The sequence below is a fragment of the Microbulbifer maximicatervae (SeqCode) genome (assembly GCF_052467955.1).
Genome location: NZ_CP174329.1, coordinates 3,931,400 through 3,955,552 on the forward strand (window position 1 = coordinate 3,931,400; position 24,153 = coordinate 3,955,552).

General features: G+C 52.3%; 28 protein-coding genes. 8 read left to right on the forward strand and 20 right to left on the reverse strand.

The features are described 5' to 3' along the window. Positions 1–38 precede the first annotated feature (38 nt). From rnc to ACJJI5_RS16835, 5 genes are all read right to left on the reverse strand, one after another. Positions 39–719: a ribonuclease III gene (gene rnc / locus ACJJI5_RS16815; protein WP_282931964.1), complete on the reverse strand. Its 681-nt coding sequence runs from the start codon at positions 717–719 to the stop codon at positions 39–41. Further along, a complete protein-coding gene (locus tag ACJJI5_RS16820) occupies positions 712–1,152 on the reverse strand; it encodes a DUF4845 domain-containing protein (RefSeq protein WP_445354702.1) in 441 nt (146 codons plus the stop codon). The genes rnc and ACJJI5_RS16820 overlap by 8 nt, the downstream gene beginning before the upstream one ends. Before the next feature lie 53 nt (positions 1,153–1,205). After that, positions 1,206–1,973, reverse strand: a complete 768-nt coding sequence (gene lepB / locus ACJJI5_RS16825) for a signal peptidase I (protein WP_445354703.1) — start codon at positions 1,971–1,973, stop codon at positions 1,206–1,208. Between the two features lie 50 nt (positions 1,974–2,023). After that, positions 2,024–3,829 (reverse strand): translation elongation factor 4, encoded by a 1,806-nt coding sequence (gene lepA, locus ACJJI5_RS16830; protein WP_413662746.1) that lies wholly within the window; start codon positions 3,827–3,829, stop codon positions 2,024–2,026. 134 nt (positions 3,830–3,963) lie between these two features. Further along, entirely contained in the window at positions 3,964–5,358 is a 1,395-nt protein-coding gene (locus ACJJI5_RS16835) for a Do family serine endopeptidase (RefSeq protein ID WP_444911207.1), read from the reverse strand. A gap of 171 nt (positions 5,359–5,529) precedes the next feature. Here ACJJI5_RS16835 and mpaA point away from each other — a divergent pair, with 171 nt between their 5' ends. After that, positions 5,530–6,234 carry a murein tripeptide amidase MpaA gene (gene mpaA / locus ACJJI5_RS16840; RefSeq protein WP_444911208.1) on the forward strand — a complete coding sequence of 235 codons (705 nt, stop codon included), beginning with the start codon at positions 5,530–5,532 and terminating at the stop codon, positions 6,232–6,234. On the opposite strand, the gene ycjG is transcribed toward mpaA, so the two are convergent. The 5 genes from ycjG to rpoE all read right to left on the reverse strand — a co-directional run bounded on the left by ycjG (position 6,222) and on the right by rpoE (position 10,392). Next, a complete protein-coding gene (gene ycjG / locus ACJJI5_RS16845) occupies positions 6,222–7,169 on the reverse strand; it encodes an L-Ala-D/L-Glu epimerase (protein WP_445354704.1) in 948 nt (315 codons plus the stop codon). The genes mpaA and ycjG overlap by 13 nt on opposite strands. Positions 7,170–7,252: 83 nt before the next feature. Next, positions 7,253–7,702: a SoxR reducing system RseC family protein gene (locus tag ACJJI5_RS16850; protein ID WP_282931957.1), complete on the reverse strand. Its 450-nt coding sequence runs from the start codon at positions 7,700–7,702 to the stop codon at positions 7,253–7,255. Between the two features lie 12 nt (positions 7,703–7,714). Beyond that, positions 7,715–8,953 (reverse strand): MucB/RseB family sigma factor regulatory protein, encoded by a 1,239-nt coding sequence (locus tag ACJJI5_RS16855; RefSeq protein WP_445354705.1) that lies wholly within the window; start codon positions 8,951–8,953, stop codon positions 7,715–7,717. 1 nt (position 8,954) lies between these two features. Beyond that, positions 8,955–9,659, reverse strand: a complete 705-nt coding sequence (locus tag ACJJI5_RS16860; protein WP_444898008.1) for a sigma-E factor negative regulatory protein — start codon at positions 9,657–9,659, stop codon at positions 8,955–8,957. 118 nt (positions 9,660–9,777) lie between these two features. Then, positions 9,778–10,392 carry an RNA polymerase sigma factor RpoE gene (gene rpoE, locus ACJJI5_RS16865; protein ID WP_282931954.1) on the reverse strand — a complete coding sequence of 205 codons (615 nt, stop codon included), beginning with the start codon at positions 10,390–10,392 and terminating at the stop codon, positions 9,778–9,780. Between the two features lie 178 nt (positions 10,393–10,570). Between rpoE and nadB the strand changes: the two genes are divergently transcribed. Beyond that, positions 10,571–12,178: an L-aspartate oxidase gene (gene nadB, locus ACJJI5_RS16870; protein ID WP_445354706.1), complete on the forward strand. Its 1,608-nt coding sequence runs from the start codon at positions 10,571–10,573 to the stop codon at positions 12,176–12,178. A gap of 46 nt (positions 12,179–12,224) precedes the next feature. Here the strand turns inward: nadB and ACJJI5_RS16875 are convergent, their stop codons facing one another. Next, a complete protein-coding gene (locus tag ACJJI5_RS16875) occupies positions 12,225–12,677 on the reverse strand; it encodes a protein YgfX (RefSeq protein ID WP_413662754.1) in 453 nt (150 codons plus the stop codon). Next, entirely contained in the window at positions 12,652–12,897 is a 246-nt protein-coding gene (locus ACJJI5_RS16880) for an FAD assembly factor SdhE (RefSeq protein ID WP_282931952.1), read from the reverse strand. The genes ACJJI5_RS16875 and ACJJI5_RS16880 overlap by 26 nt, the downstream gene beginning before the upstream one ends. Before the next feature lie 112 nt (positions 12,898–13,009). Between ACJJI5_RS16880 and ygfZ the strand changes: the two genes are divergently transcribed. The 3 genes from ygfZ to ACJJI5_RS16895 all read left to right on the forward strand — a co-directional run bounded on the left by ygfZ (position 13,010) and on the right by ACJJI5_RS16895 (position 15,536). Then, positions 13,010–14,050: a CAF17-like 4Fe-4S cluster assembly/insertion protein YgfZ gene (ygfZ, locus tag ACJJI5_RS16885; RefSeq protein ID WP_445354707.1), complete on the forward strand. Its 1,041-nt coding sequence runs from the start codon at positions 13,010–13,012 to the stop codon at positions 14,048–14,050. Positions 14,051–14,246: 196 nt separating this feature from the next. Beyond that, a complete protein-coding gene (locus tag ACJJI5_RS16890) occupies positions 14,247–14,798 on the forward strand; it encodes a hypothetical protein (RefSeq protein WP_445354708.1) in 552 nt (183 codons plus the stop codon). Positions 14,799–14,984: 186 nt separating this feature from the next. Continuing rightward, positions 14,985–15,536, forward strand: coding sequence for a hypothetical protein (locus ACJJI5_RS16895; RefSeq protein ID WP_445354709.1), 552 nt, complete (start codon positions 14,985–14,987; stop codon positions 15,534–15,536). A gap of 143 nt (positions 15,537–15,679) precedes the next feature. Here the strand turns inward: ACJJI5_RS16895 and ACJJI5_RS16900 are convergent, their stop codons facing one another. The 8 genes from ACJJI5_RS16900 to ACJJI5_RS16935 form a co-directional block, all read right to left on the reverse strand. Next, positions 15,680–15,919 carry a DUF1059 domain-containing protein gene (locus ACJJI5_RS16900; RefSeq protein ID WP_444925507.1) on the reverse strand — a complete coding sequence of 80 codons (240 nt, stop codon included), beginning with the start codon at positions 15,917–15,919 and terminating at the stop codon, positions 15,680–15,682. A 272-nt stretch (positions 15,920–16,191) separates the two neighbouring features. Next, entirely contained in the window at positions 16,192–16,914 is a 723-nt protein-coding gene (gene ung, locus ACJJI5_RS16905) for a uracil-DNA glycosylase (RefSeq protein ID WP_445354710.1), read from the reverse strand. A gap of 2 nt (positions 16,915–16,916) precedes the next feature. After that, positions 16,917–17,507, reverse strand: coding sequence for a uracil-DNA glycosylase family protein (locus ACJJI5_RS16910; RefSeq protein ID WP_444941141.1), 591 nt, complete (start codon positions 17,505–17,507; stop codon positions 16,917–16,919). 122 nt (positions 17,508–17,629) lie between these two features. Then, positions 17,630–18,457 carry an SdiA-regulated/phytase-like domain-containing protein gene (locus tag ACJJI5_RS16915; RefSeq protein WP_445354711.1) on the reverse strand — a complete coding sequence of 276 codons (828 nt, stop codon included), beginning with the start codon at positions 18,455–18,457 and terminating at the stop codon, positions 17,630–17,632. Positions 18,458–18,521: 64 nt separating this feature from the next. Next, on the reverse strand, positions 18,522–19,460 hold the full coding sequence (locus ACJJI5_RS16920; protein WP_413662766.1) for a YjiK family protein: 939 nt from the start codon (positions 19,458–19,460) through the stop codon (positions 18,522–18,524). 246 nt (positions 19,461–19,706) lie between these two features. Continuing rightward, positions 19,707–20,651 carry an esterase-like activity of phytase family protein gene (locus tag ACJJI5_RS16925; protein ID WP_445354712.1) on the reverse strand — a complete coding sequence of 315 codons (945 nt, stop codon included), beginning with the start codon at positions 20,649–20,651 and terminating at the stop codon, positions 19,707–19,709. Between the two features lie 11 nt (positions 20,652–20,662). After that, complete coding sequence (locus ACJJI5_RS16930; protein WP_108733959.1) at positions 20,663–21,145, reverse strand: YajQ family cyclic di-GMP-binding protein; 483 nt, start codon at positions 21,143–21,145, stop codon at positions 20,663–20,665. 14 nt (positions 21,146–21,159) lie between these two features. Beyond that, positions 21,160–21,696 carry a YaeQ family protein gene (locus ACJJI5_RS16935; protein ID WP_282931942.1) on the reverse strand — a complete coding sequence of 179 codons (537 nt, stop codon included), beginning with the start codon at positions 21,694–21,696 and terminating at the stop codon, positions 21,160–21,162. Positions 21,697–21,782: 86 nt separating this feature from the next. Here ACJJI5_RS16935 and ACJJI5_RS16940 point away from each other — a divergent pair, with 86 nt between their 5' ends. From ACJJI5_RS16940 to ACJJI5_RS16950, 3 genes are read left to right on the forward strand one after another with little or no spacing between them, the layout of a single operon-like run. Then, positions 21,783–22,643 carry a LemA family protein gene (locus ACJJI5_RS16940; RefSeq protein WP_445354713.1) on the forward strand — a complete coding sequence of 287 codons (861 nt, stop codon included), beginning with the start codon at positions 21,783–21,785 and terminating at the stop codon, positions 22,641–22,643. Positions 22,644–22,685: 42 nt separating this feature from the next. Next, positions 22,686–23,432 (forward strand): TPM domain-containing protein, encoded by a 747-nt coding sequence (locus tag ACJJI5_RS16945; protein ID WP_445354714.1) that lies wholly within the window; start codon positions 22,686–22,688, stop codon positions 23,430–23,432. Then, positions 23,432–24,043 carry a TPM domain-containing protein gene (locus ACJJI5_RS16950; protein WP_444911226.1) on the forward strand — a complete coding sequence of 204 codons (612 nt, stop codon included), beginning with the start codon at positions 23,432–23,434 and terminating at the stop codon, positions 24,041–24,043. Before ACJJI5_RS16945 ends, ACJJI5_RS16950 begins: the two co-directional genes overlap by 1 nt. Positions 24,044–24,153 lie beyond the last annotated feature (110 nt).

Genomic DNA, 24,153 nt, shown 5'->3' on the forward strand with positions numbered 1-24,153 from the left:
GCGGGAAATGGATCCGGCGCCTCGTTTCTATTGTAAGGTTAGTCCTGCCCGGTGAGGAGCTTATAAGCTTCCACCGCCGCAGTCTTTTCAGCATTACGGCGACTGCTGGCTTCGCCTTTTACGGGCTGCGTAAGGCCACTGACACGGCACTCCACTACAAAATGCTGTGCGTGTTCAGCGCCAGAAACATCTACGACTTTATATTCCGGCAGAGGTTTTTTTCGAGCCTGCAGCCACTCCTGCAAGCGAGTTTTGGGATCCTTCACGGTCTCTAATGATAGGCCCTGCAAGCGCAATGCAAACCACTCAAGTACCCGCGCGCGCGCAGCCTCCAAACCGGCATCCAGATAGATGGCCCCAATAAGAGCCTCTACGGCATCGGCCAGAATCGATGCCCGCCGAAAGCCGCCACTTTTCATTTCACCTTCACCGAGGCGCAGGCAATCACCAATTTCCAACTCTCGCGCAAGTTTTGCCAGGGTTTCACCGCTAACCAATTGTGCCCTCAAGCGGCTCAACTGCCCCTCGCGCCCGTTGGGGAACTGCTCGTAAAGTGCCGCGCCGATAGTGAACCCGAGTATCGAGTCGCCGAGAAATTCCAGGCGCTCATTATTACGACTCCCATGGGATCGGTGAGTAAGAGCCAACTCAAGCAGCTCGGCCTGATCAAAATCATGGCCGAGGCGCTTGCAAAGGCGTTCCAATAAAAGATCAGTCACGTTTGCGGAATTGCTCCAGATCGATCAGCGCATCACAGCAAAGCTCCGGCTTCGCAGTGTCGAGCTGTTTATTAAACTTCATTACAACATCTACGTTGTATATCAGCGGCTGGCGCAGTTCGTAATTGATGCTCACAACAGAACCCTTTGCGCCACGAACTACTTGCACAGATTTAGTAGGCTCTCCGCGCACATTGTTTACTAGGAAAAAACGGTTCAGCTCTTTTTTAATCTGACCCGTGGTCATATCTTCCAGGTTTGGGTTTTGACCGAGAGTTTTTAGCCCTTCGTTAACGTAACGAGCATCTAAGTAGGCCGGTGCCATCTTGGACACACAGGTCAAAGCAAATCCCAACATCGCGATAATCAGCAGCCAACCCCAGTAGCTCATACCGCGCTGCTGCTGCAGTGAAAGGTTGAGTTTACTACCCATAACTATGCCCTCTATCCTTTATAAATAACCGGGCTAACGCCCGGCTGGTTTCTTTATTGGATTGAGCCTACACGCTTAAAGCTGGGCAAACTGAGCAACTTGTCCCAGTGCATCCAAATGGCGAAAGCTTTGCCGACGATATCCTTCTCTGGGACAAAGCCCCACTCCCGGCTATCGAGGCTGTTATCGCGGTTATCGCCCATCATAAAGTAATGCCCTTCCGGCACTACCCCACTAAAGTTACTGTACTGCCGGGGGCGGACACTTTTCTGCATCTCGTGGCGATAGCCGTCGAGATCTTCCCACATGACTTCTGTTTGCGGGTTACTCGGCGGGATAGCCCGGATCAATTCTTGGCGAGCCATCTCACCGTTGACATAGAGCACATTGTTCTTCAGCTCTATCTTGTCACCGGGTAACCCAATCACCCGCTTGATGTAGTAAGTATCGTTATTGTGGGGTGGAAAGAACACCATGACATCGCCGCGCTTGGGCTCCCCCACATCCATTACCTTGGTTCGGGACACTGGCAAGCGCACACCGTAGGCGTACTTGTTGACCAGAATAAAATCCCCGACTTCCAATGTTGGAATCATTGAACCTGAAGGAATCTGGAAGGGCTCGACAATAAAAGAGCGCAGAATAAATACGATCGCCAGAATCGGGAAGAAAGACTTCGCGTACTCGACAACGATCGGATCTTCTTGCTGGTCCCCGACATTCTTCTTGCGTTGACGGGCGAAAAACAAACTGTCAACTAACCAGATTCCGCCACTAATCACAACCAACCACAGCAGAATCAGAGGTAAATTTATATCCATTACTTTTCTCTACTATCCCTTATTTTTCGTCGTGGCGTAGGGCCGAAGCCCTACTGATCCACCTTCAGTACCGCCAGGAATGCCTCCTGCGGCACTTCAACACGGCCCAACTGCTTCATTCTGCGCTTACCCGCTTTCTGCTTCTCCAGCAGCTTCTTCTTACGAGTAACATCACCACCGTAACATTTGGCCGTCACGTTTTTGCGCAGCGCCTTCACCGTGGTTCTCGAAACCACCTGACCACCAATAGCCGCCTGGATCGCCACATCAAACATCTGACGGGGAATCAGCTCTTTCATCTTTTCCGCCATTGCGCGGCCTTTCTGCTGCGCATTATCGCGGTGGACAATCAGCGCCAGAGCATCCACCCGGTCACCATTAATCAGGATATCCAGTCGCACCAACTTGGCCGCTTCAAAGCGGACAAAGCTGTAATCCAAAGAGGCAAAGCCGCGGCTTACGGATTTGAGACGGTCGAAGAAGTCCATAACCACTTCGCTCATCGGCAGCTCATAGCGCAGGGACACTTGTGAACCTACGTATTGCATGTCCTTTTGAATACCGCGTTTTTCCACGCACAAAGTGATGACGTTGCCCAAATACTCCTGAGGTACAAGAATATTCACCTCGGCAATCGGCTCCCTCATCTCTTCGATGGAGCCTACATCGGGTAAGCGCGATGGATTATCTACCATCACTATCTCACCGTCTGACTGCTCAACTTCATAAACCACGGTCGGCGCTGTGGTAATCAGATCCAGGTCGTATTCCCGCTCCAGACGCTCCTGGATAATTTCCATATGCAGCATGCCGAGGAAGCCACAACGGAAACCAAAGCCCAGGGCATCGGATGTTTCTGGTTCGTAGAACAGGGAGGCATCGTTCAGCGACAGCTTCTCCAGCGCATCCCGGAAAGCCTCATAATCGTCTGAACTAACCGGGAACAAGCCTGCATAAACCTGGGGCTTAACCTTCTGGAAGCCCGGCAGCATATCAATATCATCGGCGCCCTTAGCATGGGTCAACGTATCGCCCACAGGAGCGCCATGAATATCCTTGATACCTGCCACCACAAAGCCCACTTCACCTGCGCGAAGTACACCGGTTTCGTGGCGCTTGGGTGTAAAGATTCCCACGCTGTCCACAACATGGGCACGACCGATAGATTTGGTGACAATCTTTTCTTTGGTTTTCAGGGTGCCCTGTACAACACGCACCAAGGAAACAACGCCCAGGTAACTGTCAAACCATGAGTCGATAATCAGCGCCTGTAGAGGAGCATCGACATCGCCTTCAGGCGGTGGTACCAAGCGCACCAGATCTTCCAGTACATCCTCAACACCGAGGCCAGACTTAGCGCTGCAACGAGTCGCTTCGGCGGCATCGATACCGATAATATCTTCAATTTCTTCGGCAACCTTTTCAGGGTCTGCCTGGGGCAAGTCCATCTTGTTCAAGACAGGGATAACTTCCAACCCCTGTTCAATGGCTGTATAGCAGTTGGCAACCGACTGGGCCTCAACGCCCTGGGCGGCATCTACCACCAGTAGCGCGCCTTCACAAGCTGCCAGAGAACGGGACACCTCATAGGAGAAATCCACGTGTCCGGGGGTATCAATAAAGTTCAGCTGATAGGTCTTACCATCGCGCGCTTCATAGTCGAGCGTCACACTCTGCGCCTTGATGGTAATCCCACGCTCGCGCTCGAGCTCCATGCTGTCCAGCACCTGTTCAGCCATCTCCCGATCGGAGAGGCCACCACAGTCCTGGATAAAGCGGTCAGCCAGGGTAGATTTCCCGTGGTCGATATGGGCAATAATGGAGAAATTGCGGATATGAGAGAGATCTGTGGCCACTGCGGAATAAAAACCCTTGCAAAATCAAATGATTAGCTGGCTATAGTGCCAACTGTGTGGCGCAAGTCTAACAGAACTCATGGACAGAGGTGAGAGCTAGGTGGCCCAATGGGCCACCAATCGCTGGAAAGCGGCTAGCTTTCGATCTTAATTGTACGGAAAGTGGACTGCCCGGCCCGGAAGAAGCGAATCGGCAATAGCTCATCCTCCGGCAGATCCTTGACGACAGTTTTGTAGTCACTAATGTCGCCAACTTCTTCAAAACCAAGTTGCGCGATGATATCGCCACTGCGCAAACCTGCTTTGGCACCGGGCTTGCCTGGAATCACTTGCTTAACCAGCACCCCAGTTTCCACATTCCAGCGTTGCTTCAGGATATCGGGAATTTCCTCAACCACGACACCCAGGCGCCCACCCACTCCAGAGCTGGGATTGGCTGCCACTTGCCTCGCTTCATCTTCAGAACCCGGCAGGGTGCCGACAGTGACACTCAGGCGCTCGGGTTTACGATTGCGGATCAACTCCACCTGGGCCTGTGTACCCGGTCGAATCTGGCCTACAACGTGCGGCAGGTCGCCACGCACACCAATTTCCTGACCATGGAAGCGCAAAATGATATCACCGGGCAAAATTCCCGCTTGAGCTGCGGGCGACCCAGGGCTCACCTGATCGATCAGGGCGCCGGCGGGCTTACCAAGGCCCATGGCTTCCGCCATATTGCGGTCGACATTACTGATTCCCACCCCGAGCCACCCGCGATCCACCCGTCCTTTTTCTTTTAACTGGGCAACCACATCCTGGGCAAGGCTTGCGGGAATAGCGAAGGAGAGCCCGATAGAACCGCCACTGCGGGTATAGATCTGAGAGTTGATACCCACCACTTCGCCATCCAGGTTAAACAGCGGGCCTCCGGAATTTCCGGGGTTAATTGCAACATCTGTCTGGATAAAAGGAACGTAATTCTCGCGGCTCTCATTGGGGATACTGCGCCCCATCGCACTGACGATCCCGGCGCTTGCGGAGTAGTCCAAGCCGAAGGGAGAGCCAATAGCGACAACCCATTCTCCCACCTGCAGTTCTTCGGAATCCCCCCAGCGTACTGACGACAGGTCTTCCGCGTCGATCTTTAACAGGGCCAGGTCGGAGCGCACATCCTTGCCGATAACCTGCGCCTCGTATTCGCGACGATCAGTCAATGTAACGGTTACCTGGTCCGCACCATCGACCACGTGATTATTGGTTACGATATAACCGTCTTCAGAGATGATAAAGCCGGACCCCATACTCGCTACCGGGCGCTGCTGGCGCTGGCGCGGCTCGAAAAGGTGGCGGAAGATATCGGGAATTTCCTGTTGAAGCTGCGGCTGGCTACTGCGACTAGTGCGGTTGCGATCAACCGTGTTGATTTTGACGACTGCCGGAGAGTTATCTTCGATTAACTCCGTAAGTTCAGGCAGTCCGCGGGCACTGGCAGCCCCGGAAACCAGCAGACAAAGAACCAGTAGATATTGTGTACAACGTTTAACCATAGGTTTGTTACCCCTAGTGATCCCTTCTAATATGAAACCATTGGATTTTCGAGTCCTTTCAAGGGCGAGCCTTGGTTTGTCCAGCCCCTTAGGGACTCTCAGTAACGACTTAGTGGCGATCTAGTCACCAAAGTTCTACAACAGACTGTAAAACTGTGTAAAGAGTTAACGATGTCCGAAATGCGCCCGCGCCCAGAACGCGGTCAGTTTCACCTGCCCACTGAGCTCTACGGCCAAAGTGTTTTGGGCGCCCCCCTACTCTATTTTCCCGCGCAAACCGGTACCCACCACGGCCTCATAATGGCCGGTACCCACGGAGATGAAGTCGCCGCAGTCGTCGCTCTATCCTGCGCGTTGCGGGCCCTCGCCACCAATTCATTGAGGCATCACGTAATCCTCGCTGTCAATCCGGATGGCTGCCAGCTGGGCACCAGGGCCAACGCACGCGGCGTAGATCTCAACCGCAACTTTGCCACTGCAAATTGGGATGGCAGTGGCAATGTCTACCGGTGGAACAGTGCTGCGGAAAAACGCGATGTTCGGTTAAGTACAGGTGATAGCGCCGCCTCTGAACCCGAGACCTCTGCACTTTGCCAGCTGCTTGCAAAGCTGGGACCGACCTGGACCGTTTCCATTCACGAGCCCCTTGCCTGTGTCGAGGACCCCAGCAACAGCCCTCTGGGAATGCAGCTTGCCAGCGATTTTAAGCTCCCTCTGGTTGGGGATGTGGGTTACCAGACCCCAGGATCATTCGGCACTTGGTGCGCAGAACAAACACTGCCTTGTATTACCCTTGAATTCCCTCCAATATCAGCAGATGCGGCAAGTGAAGACTATCTGCAAGCGCTAATCGATCTGCTGACTTACGACCAATAAACTCTACCCGCCTTGAAAAGCAGAGGGGGCTCCACATCGCTGGCCAGCCAGGTGGGCCCATCCAGGTCCAGAAAGCTCGCTCGACTTCCCAAGGGCCAGGCTGCTCGGATAGCCCGAGAGGTACAAAGCATACATCCCAGCATAATTTCCAGGCCGAGATCAGTCGCTTCATCTGCCAGTGCCAGGGCCTCGGTAATCCCGCCAGTTTTGTCCAACTTGATATTGACCATCTCATAGCGTTTGAGCAACTTCGGTAGATCCTCCCGAGTATGGCAACTCTCGTCCGCACAAATCGTCAGCGGGTGTTCAAAGCTCTCCAAAAATTCATCTTCACTCGCTGGAAGTGGCTGCTCAAGCATCGCCACCCCCAGCTTGCTTAAATCATGACATCTCTGCAACAAGGTCTCTTTTCGCCATGCCTCATTGGCATCAATCACCAACCTGGCATCCGGTGCTGCTGAGCGAACTGCCGACACCCTTTCTTGCACATGCTGGTCATCAAGTTTCAACTTGAGAATATCAGCTCCCGCCGTCACAGCAATTTTCGCAGCACTTGCCATTGCCTCGGGACTATCAACAACTAATGTCTGTACGGTAGGGAGAAAATCCGGAGCCGGGTGTAGACGCCCCGCTTTTTTAGCCTCCCAATCTGCCAGCGCACAATCCAATGCATTTCGCGCCGCTCCGGCAGGCATACGCAGCTGTAATTGCTCTCGGGTCAACCCATCACTCACCTCTTTGAGCATCGGCTGCAGCTGGTGCAAAACAGAGGCAGCACTTTCTCCATAGCGAGCATAAGGCGTGCACTCACCGACGCCAGAGACTTCACCATCACTAAGCTCCACCACCACAACCTGAGCCTCAGTGCGCGCGCCACGAGAGATGACAAATGCAGTGCGTAGAGGCCAGCGCTCATCAAAACAGCGAGCCCTCATTGACAGAGCCTCCAGGCGATAAAAGGAACTCTCAGTTTAGGTCAGGGAGACGAGGGCTAGCTGGCGAAGGCGGAGGCGGCGGACTATTTCTTTTGGGAGGGCTCAATCTGCAGAAGTACAGGGGTGTAGGTGGGGTTTTGCGACTGGGATCTACTGTACCAGCGAACGCCCAAAGCACCGAAGACCAGACCGATCAAGGCCCCGATTACAGCACCGGGCTCAGCGAAGAGCGAATCCCCAATCAGTGCAACTAGCACCAGGGACATCAAGGGGACGAGGTAAACCAGCAAGGCACTACTGGTCAGGGCATTCTCGGTAATACCAATTACTGCCACATCATCGAGGTGGATTTTATCAGCAGAAAAACCGTTGAGAGCTACTTTAACGCGGGTCGAAGAAGAAAACAGATCGCCCAGCAATCCAGTCCCACAGCTGGACTTGGTAGAACAGCCATTACAGGCGCTACTCTGGGTGGTCTCCACCCAGATAGCATCGGACTCTATGGCCACCACCCGGCCACGCTCTTGAAGCACCTATATGCTCACTTAGCTCTTTGCGGTAATTGAGCTGGCGACACGGCGCGCTGTAGTTTCGGGGATTTCACCCACCACTGTTACAGTGTAAGCAACGCCTTCAATTTCCAGACGGTCCATATAGGCTGTTGTAGCTCCGCGGATTGCGCGACCTTTAAAGCCCTCAAGTTCTGGACTGAGGCGTTGGACAAATACAGAGAACACTCCCAGCCCATCGCTAAACACCATCATGTCGCCATCAGATAACGGCTTGACGGACACTACCCTGAAACCGTCGGGCAACCAGCCCACCTGCCAGCGGCTCTGTGAAGCCGTACACTCATTCCGATTGTCGATGCGCCGGGCATTATTGGAGACCGCCTGTAGTGCGGCATCCTCTACAGGGGAGAGATCCAGTTGTACAAACTGGTAACGCTCCAGTACGCGGCCCTGAGTGCTAACCAGCATGGTCTTCAACGGCAGCCCAGTCTGTTTATCGAGACTCACTACCAAGCCCAGGCGATAGCGATCCCTCGGTCGCGCCTCAATCACAACAGCATCGCGATCCGCGATTCGCTCCTCACCCCGCAAGATAAATTGGTAGGCGCGCTGAGCCTGTTGTTGGCCCGCCGAGTTCCATGCTGTAGCACGATTTCTTGGCGAAGCACTGACATCGCAATTTCCGGCACTGCCGTGGCTGATCAACTCTCTAGGCTCACCACTGAGGTAGCGCACGCGCTCTACCTGCTCACCTTCTCGAACCGCGTGAACTACCTGCAAGGTCTCCAGGAGGCCCGCATGCTCAAAGGTCACCAGACCACTGTATTCAAGCTCAGTTACTGCCTTTGCCAACTTGGCTAGCCAATGCTCAACCTCGTTATTACTCACCACACCCGGGCTTACCATGCCGCTCTGCGCTGCAGGGTTGAGATTCGCAGGATTGAGATTAACTACACCAGATGTCACCCCCTCTTGCGCCGGCACGGTACCAACAGCGCCTTCCGGAGCTGCAGTTGCTGGATCGGCCGGTACTGCGGCAGGGCTTTCCACCTTAACCGAGCCCCCATCTGTCATAGCAACCTCCACTACAGCTGGGGCTGCTGCGGGAGCAGTACTCATATCGAGATTGATGGTGGTGGGGGCACTGGGTTCGACCCCAGTGTCAACCTGGGCAAATGACATGGGTGCCAACAACGAGGAGGCCAACAGTAGACCGTTGGCCTTGAGAATCCCGCTGAAAATTCGGCGCCCCCTGGTTTCGACTTTCGTCACACTACATTCCAACCTGTTCGCCGTAAGTGGCGCGAGCAAAGGGAACCATGCCCTGACTGCCCACATGAGCGGCTTGTTCTGAGTGCTGAATCATTACGCGATTCAGGTGGCGCATCAACTCGGGAGTCGGGGCCTGCTGAATTACGGCCTGCCCCACAACACCGGTGCGTTGTTCCGGCACAAAGCGGGGAGCCGCAGTGCTCACTGAGCGCGTGGAAGGGGCGGGCACATAGAAACCGGAAGGCTGCGGTGCAGACTGAACGACCGGCTGAGCCTCCCGTTCTACCGAAGCTACCGGCTGGTTTGCCCCCTGAATAGCGCTCTGTGGAGAATCTGTCATTTGCTGCACACCCAAAATGGCAGCAAAGGCCACCGTCGCAGCAACAGCACCACGGGACAGCGGACGCCACCAGCGATTGTTGACCAAATTGCCAGCAACCGCAGATCCCCCATTGCCGTTTTGCGACAGAGGCTCTTCCTCATCGATGGCGGCAGAAATACTCGCTGCAAGGCCGATGTCGACCGGCGCGACCTGTTCGCGGCGCATAACACTCGCCGCAAGTTGGTAACGCGACCAGCGCTCACCGAACTCTTCAGAGGCCGCGCTGGCCTTCAGAAGCCGTTGCAGCTCCAGTTCGCTGACTTCGCCATCCATGAGCGCCGAGAGCGACTCGTTAAGACGTTCCTGATGATTCCCGTGGGACATAGGGGTTAACCCTCTTGTGCAATCATTTATTCGGTGCCCACAAGCACCATATTTGGTTACATGTTATGACCGGAGTCTGAGCGGTTGGTTTCCCCGACTGGGAAAATTTTCCGCAATTTTAACCCCTGTCACCCAGTGTTTCCGGCTCGCCGGCCATCACGGCCTGGACTGTCCGGTCTATCGCCTCCCGTGCGCGAAATATTCTAGAGCGCACAGTTCCCACCGGGCATCCCATAACCTCGGCGATTTCCTCGTAGCTCAGTCCCTCAAGCTCTCTCAGCGTTACCGCTGAGCGCAGATCCTCTGGCAGTGCGCGAATAGCGCGATGCACCGCCGCTTCCAGCTGGTCGCGAAACATCTGACTTTCAGGTGTCTCGTTGTCACGCAGCAGGTCAGCACCCGAGTAAAACTCAGCATCTTCCAGTTCAACATCGGAAGATGGCGGCCGACGACTGCGGGAAACCAGGTGATTCTTGGCGGTATTAATCGCAATCCGATACATCCAGGTGTAAAAAGCACTCTCGCCGCGAAAATTGGCAAGAGCACGATAAGCCTTAATAAAAGCTTCTTGGGTTACATCCTGTACTTCACTGTGGTCCTTAATGAACCGACTCACTACAGCAACAATTTTGTGCTGGTACTTGAGTACAAGAAGGTCAAAAGCGCGTTTGTCCCCTTTTTGTACCCGTTCTACCAGCTCACGGTCACTCGTTGACGCCTGATGCGCTGTCATCCCCAACTCCCATATCCAGCCACACTGCGGGCGCCACAAAATTTAACTGCGGGGCCACCGGCGCAGGCGTTTCTTTTACTGTGTTGATGACAATGACAATAGGACATAAGTTCCACGTCAAATCGACGAATAATCAGGAGGCGCTATACTACGCGACCCTTAAACATAATTGAAATCTATGAATGCCCAGGCAAACTACGACGTTCTCGTAATTGGAAGCGGTGCAGCAGGCCTTACACTGGCCCTGCATCTCGCCTCCCAGTATCGCGTGGCCCTGCTCTCCAAACAGAGATTGCAAGATGGCTCCACCTGGTTCGCCCAGGGAGGCATCGCTGCAGTGCTGGATGAGATGGATTCGGTTGAGTCGCATATTGCAGACACATTAGACGCGGGTGCAGGACTCTGCCACCCCGCTTCAGTGCGCTTTACCGTAGAGGAGAGCACTGCCGCGATCAGCTGGTTAATCGATCAGGGTGTGGACTTCACCCGCGAGGAACAGGGTTACCACCTCACCAAAGAGGGGGGGCACAGTCACAGGCGCATTATTCATAGCGCCGATGCCACCGGCCAAGCGGTACACAGCACCCTGATCACCAAGGTGCTAAACAGCCCCAATATCGACTGTTTCGAACACCACGTTGCCATCGATCTAATCCGCCAGCCGGATCCAGATAAAGGCCGATTTCGCTGTGCCGGCGCCTATGTACTCAACAAGAGCAACGATGAGGTCGAGCTGATCCAGGCTAAAGCCGTCGTCCTGGCCACCGGGGGGGCCAGCAAGGCCTACCTTTATACCAGTAACCCGGACGGTGCCAGCGGCGATGGAATCGCAATGGCTTGGCGCGCCGGGTGCCGCGTGGCCAATATGGAGTTCAATCAATTTCACCCCACTTGCCTTTACCATCCCAAGGCCAAGGCCATGCTGGTTACCGAGGCTTTGCGCGGTGAAGGCGCTGTACTCAAGCTTCCCGACGGCAGCCGGTTTATGGACCGCTTCGACAAGCGAGGAGAGTTGGCGCCACGGGATATCGTCGCCCGCGCTATCGACCACGAGATGAAACGGCTGGGGGCAGATTGCCTCTATCTGGACATTTCCCACAAAGATCCACAGTTTGTCCGCGATCACTTCCCAACGGTTTATAACAATTGCCTTCGATATGGCATTGATATCACCCGAGAGCCTATTCCAGTGGTGCCTGCAGCTCACTATACCTGTGGAGGCATTATGGTCGATCGCCATGGGCGCACAGATCTGGACCAGCTCTACGCCATTGGCGAAACGACATTTACCGGCTTACACGGCGCCAACCGCCTTGCCAGCAACTCGCTGTTAGAGTGTCTGGTTTACGCTCGCTCAGCAGCCCTGCATATCGATGAGCACCTGGGTATGGTACAGGCGCCCCGCCCATCTCCAGACTGGGATGCATCGCGAGTCACCGATTCCGATGAAGATGTAGTGATTTCCCATAACTGGGATGAGCTGCGCCGGTTTATGTGGGACTACGTAGGCATTGTGCGCACCCGCAAGCGACTCTTGCGCGCGCAGCACCGAGTAACGTTGCTGCAGAAAGAAATTCGCGAGTTCTACGCCAATTACCGCATCAGCAGCGACCTGGTTGAACTGCGCAATCTCTCCCTGGTATCGGAATTGATTATTCGTTCGGCCCTGGATCGCCGCGAGAGCCGGGGGCTGCACTACTCCCTCGACTACCCCCAACTACGTGAACTTGCTATGGACACGATTTTGGTGCCAGAGAACTTTGCCGGCCAACGCCAATTTATTTAACCGACCAATTTTTAGCCAACTGGGCCCGCCACGGCAACCCAGCTAACTAGCGGGAATAGCGCAGTGCCACTTGTAGCCTGCGCCAATCCTGCGGCGCCAGCATATCCTTGGCCAACACCAAACGGAGCCGGCGCCCAGCCCTGTCCCGACCATTTATCACCACCAACCAAGACCACAACACCAGCTCATTTACAAACTGGAATTCGCGACGATCTGCGCCATCAGGGTGCCAAAACCACCTTCGCTCACGGGTCGATAAATGGCCGCTCACAGTTTTCACCCGGCGCCACTCTATCCCGGCGTAAACCATAACAAAAAGGCTCGCCAGCCCTGATAACACTAAAGGCAGGTTACACAACCAGACCAGTAAGATCGCCAGGAAGGTGATCAGCAAAAGGAGCAAATGCAAAAGAAAGGAAGGCGCAACGACGCAACTTAAGCGGGCGCTGCGCTCATAAAGCGGGGGTGTCGAGCTATTCCTGGAGTCCGGTGTTGTCACGGATGATTTGCACTATACGCTTCAAGTCCGGGTCAGCCGGGTCTTCTCGACGCAAGAACCAGGCGAACAGATCCTGATCCTGCTCATCAAGCAGGCGGATATAGCGCTGCTGATCCTCTGGCTCCAGGGTCTCGTAAACATTATCCAGAAACGGCAGCAAAACCAGATCCAATTCCAACATGCCACGGCGGCTGGCCCAAAACAGGCGGTTGCGATCCATACTTCTTTCCAACCAGATAAAAAGCGCAGTATACCCCCTGCCCCACCAAACTTGAAAAGGGCGCGAAGGACCCCCAAATTATGCCCCGAATACAAATGCAGGTGGCAGGATTATGGATCAGCAACAGTGGCAGGATTTTCTCAGCAACGAGGGCGCCATTTGGGAGGGCAGCAAAGCTCACTTCCCTCTCACTAGTCGCGAAGACCCTCAGAGTTTGCACCTGCTGGACCTGGGCCCAATCGGAGCTATTTCCATTACCGGACCCGACAGCCAGAAGTTCTTACAGGGGCAGCTCACCTGTGACTTGATCAACCTTCCCGATGAACACAGTACCCTGGGAGCTCACTGCAACCCCAAGGGGCGTATGATCAGTGCTTTTAGTGCACTGAAACTTTCGCAAAGTGAGTTCATCTTCCGATTGCCAAAGGATTTGGCCCCCATCGCCCAGCAAGCGCTGGCCAAGTACGCCGTCTTTTTCAAAACAGAGCTGCGCGACATCAGTGATGAAACCCACTGGTTAGGCCTGCAGGGACGCGATGTGGCAGAGCGTACCTCCAAATTGCTGGGCTTCGAGCAACCTTCTGTCGGCGAGGTGAAGCTATTTGACTTCGAAGGGGAGCGCTGCATTGCCCAATGTATTACCGACCTGCAGCTAGCCATCCTGGTACCCACCAGCAAGGTCCAGCAACTGTGGCAAAAGCTATCACCAGAGTGTGAAGCTACCGGCTATGACTGTTGGCAAATGCGCCAAATTGAAGCCGGCATCCCCCAGGTGGACGCCGCCACTACAGAGATGTTTATCCCGCAGATGACCAACCTGCACCTGCTCGGTGGCGTGAGCTTTAAAAAAGGCTGCTATACCGGCCAGGAAGTAATTGCCCGTATGCAATTCCGCGGCGCCGCCAAGCGTCGCCTTTACCGGGCAAGCTGCACTGCGGGGGATCTCCCTGAATCTGGCATGGAGATATTTGGAGATGGAAAACAAAGTATTGGCAATCTGATGGAAGCCTGCCATAGCAAAGAAGGCATTCAGCTACTCGCCGTACTCACCATATCCAAAGTGGCCGCAGGTGAAACCTTACACCTGAAAGATGGCCGCACTTTGGATATCGAGGAACTCCCCTACGATGCAGACGCCGATCCGCTAGCCTAAACAAGAAAATTACTTTTAATCAAAAAGGCGGCTTTTTAGTCGCCTTTTTTGTTTATGAGTTAACAACCAGAAAGAACCTCTGAAAAGCAAAAAGGTTTGCACCACTCAAAACGCAGCTTACTACCGCTACTATATTTATGGATCTTTCCCTGGGGTTCAAAATTCCAGCTAAATAAAGCAGTAGAGGGAGGCAATATTGAAAGAGTTAGACCAACTAATTGTCGTTCTTGAATGCTGTATTATTCTGGCAGGCTTTGCTGCAATAGTTGGCACGCTCCACCCCAGAAAAGGCAGAAATCTTGGCAAAGGAAGAATTGTATCCCTCGCGATGATTATTTATATCAGCTTGATCAACGCATTACTGGCTGCCTTCACCCTGACTCTATCCAATTTTGATCTCGCTGATCGCACCCTGTGGTCAGTAAGCAGTTTTGCCATGAGTGTGGCTACGTCGTTTTCTATCGGCTACCTATGGATAAAGAAACGACTCAAGTCTGTTTCAATTGTTGCCAAGGTTACCTATTTCCTTCTTTTTGGAATTGCCGGCTCAGTAGTTATTATCAATATCATGAATGCGCTAGGGATCGTTTTCAACAGGGAGTATGGGCCGTATTTTTTATCCTTTGTTTGCAACCTATTTGTCGTCGGTTATGCATTTTCAAGACTGCTTATGCGCCCATTATGGGTAGCTGTTAGAGAAAATGAACTAGGCCGAACCGGCAAGGAGAAAACGGTGGCGTCCGGCTGATTTTCAGCTAAAAGTGTGGCGCCAACCGTTGGACACCTACACCAAACAACAATTATTAACCATATAGCAAGCGGGCTAAAATAAAGCTAATTGTGAGACGGGAAACAACTTACCAGCTCTCCATTTCACTCATATACTGTTATCAACTTTCCTATTTAACCTTTCTGCTTGGGACAATAGCGGAAGATGGAAAAACTGTCGGTACAAATCGATCAATTGCTTGTCATTATTGAAATATCCATAGTGCTGGCAGGATTTGCGGCAATGGTTGCCACATTTCAGTCAAGGAGAATAGAGAGTATCTCTAGGGGTCATGTGGTGTCTCTGGCCATGATTGTCTATATCAGCCTATTCAGCGCACTGCTCGCCGCCTTTTCTTTGGCACTTTTGAACTTCCGTATCGATGCTGGCTATGTTTGGTCTACAAGCAGCTCCTTGATGGGAATAGCCACTACAGGCTTTATTGTCTATCTGTGGAAAAAAAGACACTTCAAATTTGTGTCTATTGTAATGAAAGTTACCTACTATGGGCTTTTCAGCATCGCTTCATCGGTAGTTATCGCCAGCACCCTCAACGCTACTGGCATATTTTTCGAAAGAGAGTTTGGGCCATATTTCTTAGCCTACATCTGTAACTTGTTCTTTGTCGGCTTTGCATTTGCTCGGTTGTTAATGCGACCTCTTTGGAAGGCCGTTGAGGCTAAAAAGGGCCACACTGTGAAGGGTCGCCAATCTTAAATAGATAGGATTATTAGCCAAGCAATATATACCACCCAAGTGGAGACCCTTTTCGAATTACTCAATCCATATATTATTAATCAAACTTTAGCCACCAAGCTTATTAGGCCAAATCAATCTCCACCCATAAAATACTAATTTTTCTATTTACAATCCGGGAGAGCTGAAAATTCCGCCTTCTTTGACTCATACCACTTCTGCATTGATTCAGGATCTTTCATCAAATCCTGCATTTTTTTCATTGCTTGCAAGTGCTGTGCATCATTTTTTCGATACATCTCGATTCCGTGCATCTTGCTAAGCTCCGCCACCTCTTCAAAGTTATTCCCACGAAACTCCACATCGCAGGCGCCTCCCAACTCCTTGCAGGTCATCATTTTCATAGCAATTCCACCTTAGATTTCACAACTGATACTTTATCGGACAGATAAATAACTTCAAAAGAGCCAAAAATAGATAATAGCTCTGATTGGCTTTCAAGCCTCGATAGATTTCCATCGCAAAACACTGCCAAAGCAGAGAATTGACGCATATAACCACTAAAAAATAGAAAGATTCTTTATCTGGAAGCCAAGAGAAGGATAACAGGAATAGAATTTTTGGCTCTCTGGATAAATACAAACCCGGATAGATAATACCTATCCGGGGCAAGCCACTAAATCTCCACAGCAATTCGCTTCAATTGATCCGCCTCTGGCAAAGCCCACTCAATAGGCTTTTCTCCACGCTGTTGCAACCAGTGATTTGCCTGGGAAAAAGGACGGGTTCCAAAGAAACCCCGGTGCGCAGATAGAGGAGAGGGATGTGGAGCACGCAACACTAAATGCTTATTGCGGTCGATAAAGCCTCCCTTCTTTTGGGCATAGCTCCCCCAAAGAACAAAGACTAGCCCTTCACGCTGTTCCGCTAGCTTGTGAATCGCCGCATCCGTAAATTGCTCCCAACCCTGCCCCTGGTGGGCGCCGGCCTTGCTGTCCTCAACAGTAAGGGTGGCATTTAGCAAAAGCACGCCCCGCTCTGCCCAAGGTTGCAGGCAACCGTGGTGTGCAGGGGGAATACCCATATCGGAGTGCAACTCTTTATAAATATTTTGCAGCGATGGAGGAATGCGTACTCCGGGCATCACAGAAAAGCACAGGCCATGGGCTTGGCCAACGCCATGGTATGGGTCCTGACCCAGGATAACGACTTTTACCTGATCAAAAGGTGTGGAGTTAAAGGCATTAAAGATCTGGCCACCGGCTGGGTAGATCTTCTTGCCGGCAGCCTTCTCCCCCTTTAAAAACTGACGCAATTGGGCCATGTAGGGTTGGTCAAACTCCCCGCCCAAAACATCGTACCAAGAGGGGTGGATCTTTATTTTGTCCGGAACCGGCATTCTTAAACCTTCAATATCTTTTTAACATGGTGTTGTAACTCGGGCACAACCTCCTCCTCAAACCAGGGCCTGCGACGCAACCACAAGGTGTTGCGCGGGCTGGGATGCGGCAAGGGAAAGTATCCCGCTGGCAGTGCATCACGGTAATGGCGAACATTCTCGGTAATACTGCCATACCAGTGCGGGAGGTAATGGCGCTGGGCGTATTGTCCCACCAACAGCGACAGTTGCAAGTTGGGTAATTGTGTCATTAGGCGCTGATGCCAGGTGGCGGCACACTCGGGTCGCGGCGGCAGGTCACCGCCCTTGCCGCGCCCAGGGTAACAGAAGCCCATGGGAATAATGGCGATCTGGGACTCGTCATAAAAGGTGTCCCGGTCGATCGCCAGCCAATCTCGCAGGCGATCTCCTGAGGGATCATTCCAGGGAATACTGGTCGCGTGGACCTTGGTGCCCGGGGCTTGGCCGACGATCAATAGGCGTGCAGACGCTGCAGCCCTCAAGACTGGATTCGGCCCTAGAGGAAGTTGTTCTTCACAGAGGCGACAAGCCCGTATTTCCTCCAGCAGTGCCGGTAACTTCTCAACTACCACCTACTATATGCCCCTATTGTTTACCGTCGGGGAAAGCCAAATGTAACAACCGAGCGCGGCGATCCTGGGGATCACGGGCACGACTGATATTATTGTTATTGAAAACCACAAATACCCCCTGGTTATTTACAGCAACTCCAGACCCCATCCCCCCCCAACCGCGACACTTCATAGGCGTGCTCCGGGGATTCTTCAATCTCACGGTAAACCAAGCACCATTCAGCTTGCAAGCTCGGCAGAGCTCTTCTACATACCGCATATGCGTTGCTTTCAAGAGTAAAAAGAGCGCCGTCATGATAATCAAGTCCTCTCAGATTCTCCGGGTGGTCTCCAAAATCCAGCCCCACTACAGAAGGCAAGGAGAAAACTTGAAACTCTCCTTTACTTCCCACCTTTAACAATCCCCTGGGTTCCCGCTCTAAAGCTACCCACAAGTCATCGCCAACCTCAACTATTCCCTCCCCGCCATTATTGTATCTCAGCGAATAACCCAGGTGCTCTATTGCTGATGACCACTTGTTATTAATCCAGCGTGAACTCCCATCTGTGTCCACTTCTGCTATTCGATTGTGGCGTTCACTCAATAAAAATGTACCGTCGTCTCTACAACATATTCCACCAAAACGCATTGCGGATTTAGGCTGTAATAAATCCATAACAAAGTGAGAAACATTATCGGCTACCCCCCTTTTGGGCGGAGGCAGGCCGCTAACTTTCAGGTATTTTTCTAATGTCGCACTCTGACCGTGTAAATTGATTCTATATATTTTTTCCGATTCTTTAGGAGAGATCGTTATTAATTGGCCACAAAAACTCAAACCAGATAGACCCACACCCGAGCTATTATCTATCCAGTAATCAGCAATATCTTTAGCCAAAAAAATCTCAGCTGCCATTCCCACGGATGCTAAAAATATGAAATTAATTGCGAGGAAAACTGTCTTGATCATTATATTCCCCATTAAACACAACCCAACTATTCGAACCCCAATAATAGAAAGTCTCTATTGGTATTTAGTCAGATTGATCTGGTAGAGCCAGATGTAATAAGAGTGCTCTGCGATCCTGTGGGTCGTGAATACGACTGATATTATCATTGTCAAACACAATAAAAACGCCCCGCTCTCCAATAGCCAAACCATCTCCCTTGCCACCGGTCCGCGATACCTCGTAGCCGAGTTCAGAGGAGTTTTCATGTTCCCAGTAATCCAGACACCACTCAGCTTTCAAGCTGGGTAATTCCCTGCGGCAAACTGCATAGGCATTAGGTTCCAGGGTCCACAAAGCCCCATCATAGTAATAGAGGCCTGCCATATTTTCCGACTCATCACGAAAATCCAGCCCTTTTACTGGCGGCGGTGTAAAAATCTGTACACTTCCCTTGGGGCCGAGTTTTACCAGGGCACGGGGATCCCGCTCTATAGCCATCCAAAAGTCATCGCCCACCTTCTGTAGCCCTACACCGGAGAGATTGTACCCGTGCATATAGCCTTGGGCTTTAGCCGTAGCCGACCACATATTTTCTAACCAATGCCCCTTTCCCTCCATATTTATTTCAGCTATGCGGTTGTAACGTTCACTCAACAAATAGAATTTATCATCGGCACAGGTGATGGCTTCAAAATCCATCGCTGCAGCTGGGCGAGTAAGTTCCAGTAGAAAATACCATAAATTAGTAGGCCTATCTTTTTTCGGAACCCGGAGCCCAGCCAGCTTGATATAAGGCTCCAGGGTTGCACTCCTATCTCCCAATACTATCTGGTAGATCTCCCTGGATTGCTTATCCGACACCGTAACCATTTTTCCATCGCAAAAACTCAAACCAGATATACTTAACCCGGCACTATCATCCACCCAGTAGTGAGCTATTTTTTTGGCGGGAATAATTTCAGCTGCCAGCCCCATGGATGACAAGAGCGCACATACGATAGTTAAAAAAATACGCTTAATCACGATCCTTCCAATTTATCGCCAAAGTGATTTAAGAACCGGGAGATTCCCTGCGGCCAACAGACACTACCAAGCTGTAAGGTCCCAATAGCTATTGGTACACAGCATAGTTACCCCAATTGCTCTAAACAATTTTAGCGCTAGTGACTAGAAGATATTTTAAAAATGGAGGGACTTGTTGAACGGGAAAGAACTAAAGGGATGGGATTAGCGCCGACTCCCGGAAAGTACGGCGCCAGACAGAGTCAATTATTGCAGCCTACTGACCTCATCTGGCATTGCCAGATGCAACAGCAGCGCGCGCTTGTCGTCAGGCGCCTGGGCACGGCCAACATTATTGTTGTCGAGGATAACGAAAATACCCTGCTCTCCGACTGCCAGCCCCTCGCCCTTTCCATAGCGGGTTTCTTCATAAACCCGCTCGGGAGATTCTTCAAGGGCGCGATAGTCCAGGCACCACTCGGCTTCCAGGCTAGGAAGTGCCCTGCGGCACACGGCGTGGGCGTTGCGCTCCAAGGTAAAGAGTGCGCCGTCGTGGTAATCCAATCCCGCCAAGTCCTCTGAACGGCCAGCAAAGTCCAGGCCATCTACTTGAGGCAGGGTCAGTGTGCTGGCCTCACCATCTGCATTTAGCCTCAACAAACCACGGGGTTCGCGCTCCATGGCTACCCAGAAAGTATCGTCGGCTTTCACCAATCCCTCGCTGGAAGCATTGGTCTTCTGTAGAAACCCCTGGGACCTGGCTAATGCCGACCAGCTATGCTCCTGCCAGCGTGCATTTCCCTCGATATCTACGATGGCAATACGGTTGTAATGCTCACTGACCAGATAGACCTGGCCATCGCTACAGGTAACACCTTCAAAGTCCAGATCTTCTGCCGGGCGGAACAACTCCTTGAAGCCTTCCCAAGCACTGACAGGCTCATCCTGCTCCGGTATCCCAAGGCCGCTTAAGCGAAGATGTGATACCAGGTCGGCACTGCCATCGCGAAGTTCAAGCGTGTAGATCTCTTCAGAATTCTTATCGGAAACTGCCAGCAGATCTCCAGAACAGAAACTTAAGCCGGAAATATCCAGGCCTGCACTACTATCAACCCAATAGCTGGACAGCAACCTAGCCGGGGTAATTTCTGCGGCAATCGCCAGTGGCGACAACAGCACGGATAGAACACTGAAGAGAGTACGCTTGATCACTGCAAAACCAATTAATCGCGGAAGTTATTAAACTGCAATGGCTGTTCCAGCTCTTTACCGCGCAACAAGGCGATCACCTGCTGCAAGTCATCGCGCTTCTTGCCAGTAACACGCACCTGCTCACCCTGAATGGCAGCCTGCACCTTGAGCTTTTCATCTTTGATCAGCTTAACAATCTTTTTTGACAGTTCTTTGTCAAGGCCATTTTTCAGGGTCACGTCCAATTTGACCTGCTTGCCGGATTGCTCTTTATCACCTACATCCATCGCCAGTGGATCGATATCGCATTTGATCAGTGCACCGCGCAGCATATCCACCATCTGGTCTACCTGCATGTCCACTTCAGCACGAACTACTAAGGAGAACTCACTCATCTCCACTTCCGCATCCACACCTTTAAAGTCGAAGCGGTTGGTAATAGTGCGATTCACCTGATCCACAGCGTTGGTGAGTTGGTGCTTATCCACTTCAGATACAATGTCAAAAGAAGGCATTAAGTTGTCTGCTCCTATTTCCAGGTTTCCGGAGTAATCTCCGCGTTGTTGTCACTATCAGCCAGCCAGATATGGCCATCCTGAATGGTTGCACTCAGGTCCATATTGCGCTCAGCCATAGCCGCCAATTGCTCAGTGGCATCAGCGGCTAAATGGTAGACGGTAAGGTTATCAAAGCGCTCCAATTGGCTGGCCTGTTTCTGCCACCAGATTGGTGCTGCACGGCGCCCGTAACTGTATACGATAACGCGCTTCGAGCGGTTGCAGGCTTTGCGAATTCGCTCCTCAGTGGGCAGCCCCACCTCTATCCAGAGATCGATTTCCCCGCTCAGGTTTTTTTGCCAGAGATCCGCTTCCTCATCGGAGGACAATCCCCGGGTAAACTCCAGCGTTTCCGCCGCATTGTGCGCAAAAGCCAGTAGGCGCACCATCATACGCTCATCTGTTTCCGAAGGATGTCGCGCCAAAGTGAGCGGATGTTCGGCGTAATAATCCCTGTCCATATCGGATATCTGGACTTTGGCCTTAAATATTGTTGCTTTTAACGCCATTTTGGCTCCATGGTGATGCCTTCTCCAGCGCCGGGAGTCAGGCGGACTATTCTTGATGGGTTCACGTGAGAATAAGGATATTCCGCATGACCTCTGCGCTCCCCAGCGGCTGGCCCTTTTGGCAGAGCTCACTGCTACTGCTGCTGGCAACCACCCTCAGCGGCTGTGGTGTCAACAATATCCCAACCTATGACGAGCAGGTTAAAGCCACCTGGGCCCAGGTTCAAAACCAATACCAGCGCCGTGCCGATCTGGTTCCCAATCTGGTGCAAACCGTAAAAGCTTACGCATCCCACGAACGGGAAACCCTACAAGCCGTCACTGAGGCTAGGGCGAAAGTCAGCTCTCTCCAGGTTGACGGCAACCTTCTCAATGACCCAGCCAAGCTGCAACAGTTCGAAGCAGCACAAGGCCAGTTAACCAGCGCGCTATCCCGCCTTATGTTGGTGGTAGAGCGATACCCCGACCTCAAAGCCAACCAGAACTTCCTCACACTGCAATCTCAGTTAGAGGGCACCGAAAACCGCATCAGTGTCGCGCGCCGGGATTATATCCAGGCTGTAGAGCGCTACAACCGCGAGATTCGCACTTTTCCAGGAAGAATCTGGCATGCCGTGCTCTACAGGGATATGCCGCTTCGAGAAACTTTCGAAGCCACCAGTGAAGATGCCGATAAGGCACCTGAGGTTAAGGAGCCTCTGAATAACTCCATGATACCTCTGGCATGCAGAGCGGTTCACAATCAAGGCGCGGCTTCGCAGGAATGTCTAGACCTTTCAAGAAGTCGCAACGCGGAGTGTGAATCGCTCTGCAAGCCCCGAAGGGCGAGTCTTGAAGGCCACAGCTGCTGCGTTGCAGCTCTTGCAAAGGGCTACGGCCATTCGCGGCGAGCTGCGCCTAACATCTGCAGCCTTCAAGACCCGCAGAGGCATTACGGAGTTATTTAGAGGCTCCTCAACTTCCAATAGACAGGCGCCATCGACCCCAAAATGAACCGCCCCAGTCTTGCCATAACCACCCTGATCGCTCTGGTCTGTGCCTTAGCAGCCTGGGCCAATGTACAGTTTCCAGCGCTGTCCGGCCGGGTAGTAGATCAGGGAGAGTTGTTAAAGGCCGATGAGAGATACCAACTTACTGAGTTGATACAGCAGTATGAGCGCGACAGTGATAATCAGCTGGTTGTCGCCACCATCCCCGAGCTTCAGGGCATCACTATAGAGGAGTATGCCAACCAACTGGCACGCAAGTGGAAGCTAGGAAAAAAAGACAAAGACAATGGAGTGCTTTTCCTGATTGCGCCCAATGATAGAAAGGTCCGTATCGAAGTAGGCTACGGCCTGGAAGGAGCCCTAACCGATGCACTGGCGGCAAATATTATCCAAACCAAAGTACTGCCAGAGTTTCGCAATGGCGATTTTAGCGGCGGAATCAATGCAGGGGTTCGATCAATTATCGCCGCGACGAAAAATGAATATGTCGCTGAACCCGTAGAAACCAAAGAGGGGCGTCGAATTGCTGTACTGGTCGGCCTGTTCCTTCTACTGGTCATGCTACACCTCTTCGGCAGTGCCGCACTGGGTTCACCTGCACAGAGCCGCATTTTTAAGCGGGGGCGCTACGGCGGCTACTATGGTGGAGGTGGATTTGGCGGAGGTCTATCCGGCGGCAGCTCTGGGGGCGGGTTTAGCGGGGGCGGCGGAGGTTTTGGCGGAGGGGGCGCATCGGGAGGATGGTAATGCTCACCAATACTTATCAACGCCAGGTAGCAGAGGCAATCAAGGAAGTAGAGTCCCGCACCGACGCTGAAGTCATGGCTGTGGTCGCTAAGGAAGCCGACAACTACCTTTATATCTCTACCCTATGGGCCGCATTCCTAACACTGTTAGTCTCCCCTCTGATCGAATTCCTGCCGTTCTGGATCAACCTCCAACAGGCGGTGACGCTTCAGTGGATTTTATTTATTGTCCTGGCAGTAATATTCCGCTGGCGCCCCATCACCATGCGCCTGGTACCAAAGAAAATAAAATTCTGGCGAGCTTCAAATTTAGCCCGCAGGCAATTTCTGGAGCAGGATTTACACGCAACCAAGGACCGACTCGGGCTACTGATATTTGTTTCAGAAGCCGAACACTATGTAGAAATACTGGCCGACAGAGGCATTGCCCAACACATCACCAATGACAACTGGCAGAGAGTAGTTGAAAATTTTGTGCAACAAATCAAGCGGGGAAAAGCTGGAGAGGCATTACTGGCATGTATTGAGCAATGCGGAGATCTACTTCACGAAGCGATACCCACCAGCACCATTAAAGATGAACTGCCGAATCATCTAGTCGTCATCAATTAAATCCCCGTATCCCCCAAACTGGCAACACCAACTTATTCAAGTTTCAAAACGAAACTCCACGCCATACCAACTTACCCTCATATTGTGACTTGAATCATCAACTAAGCTGC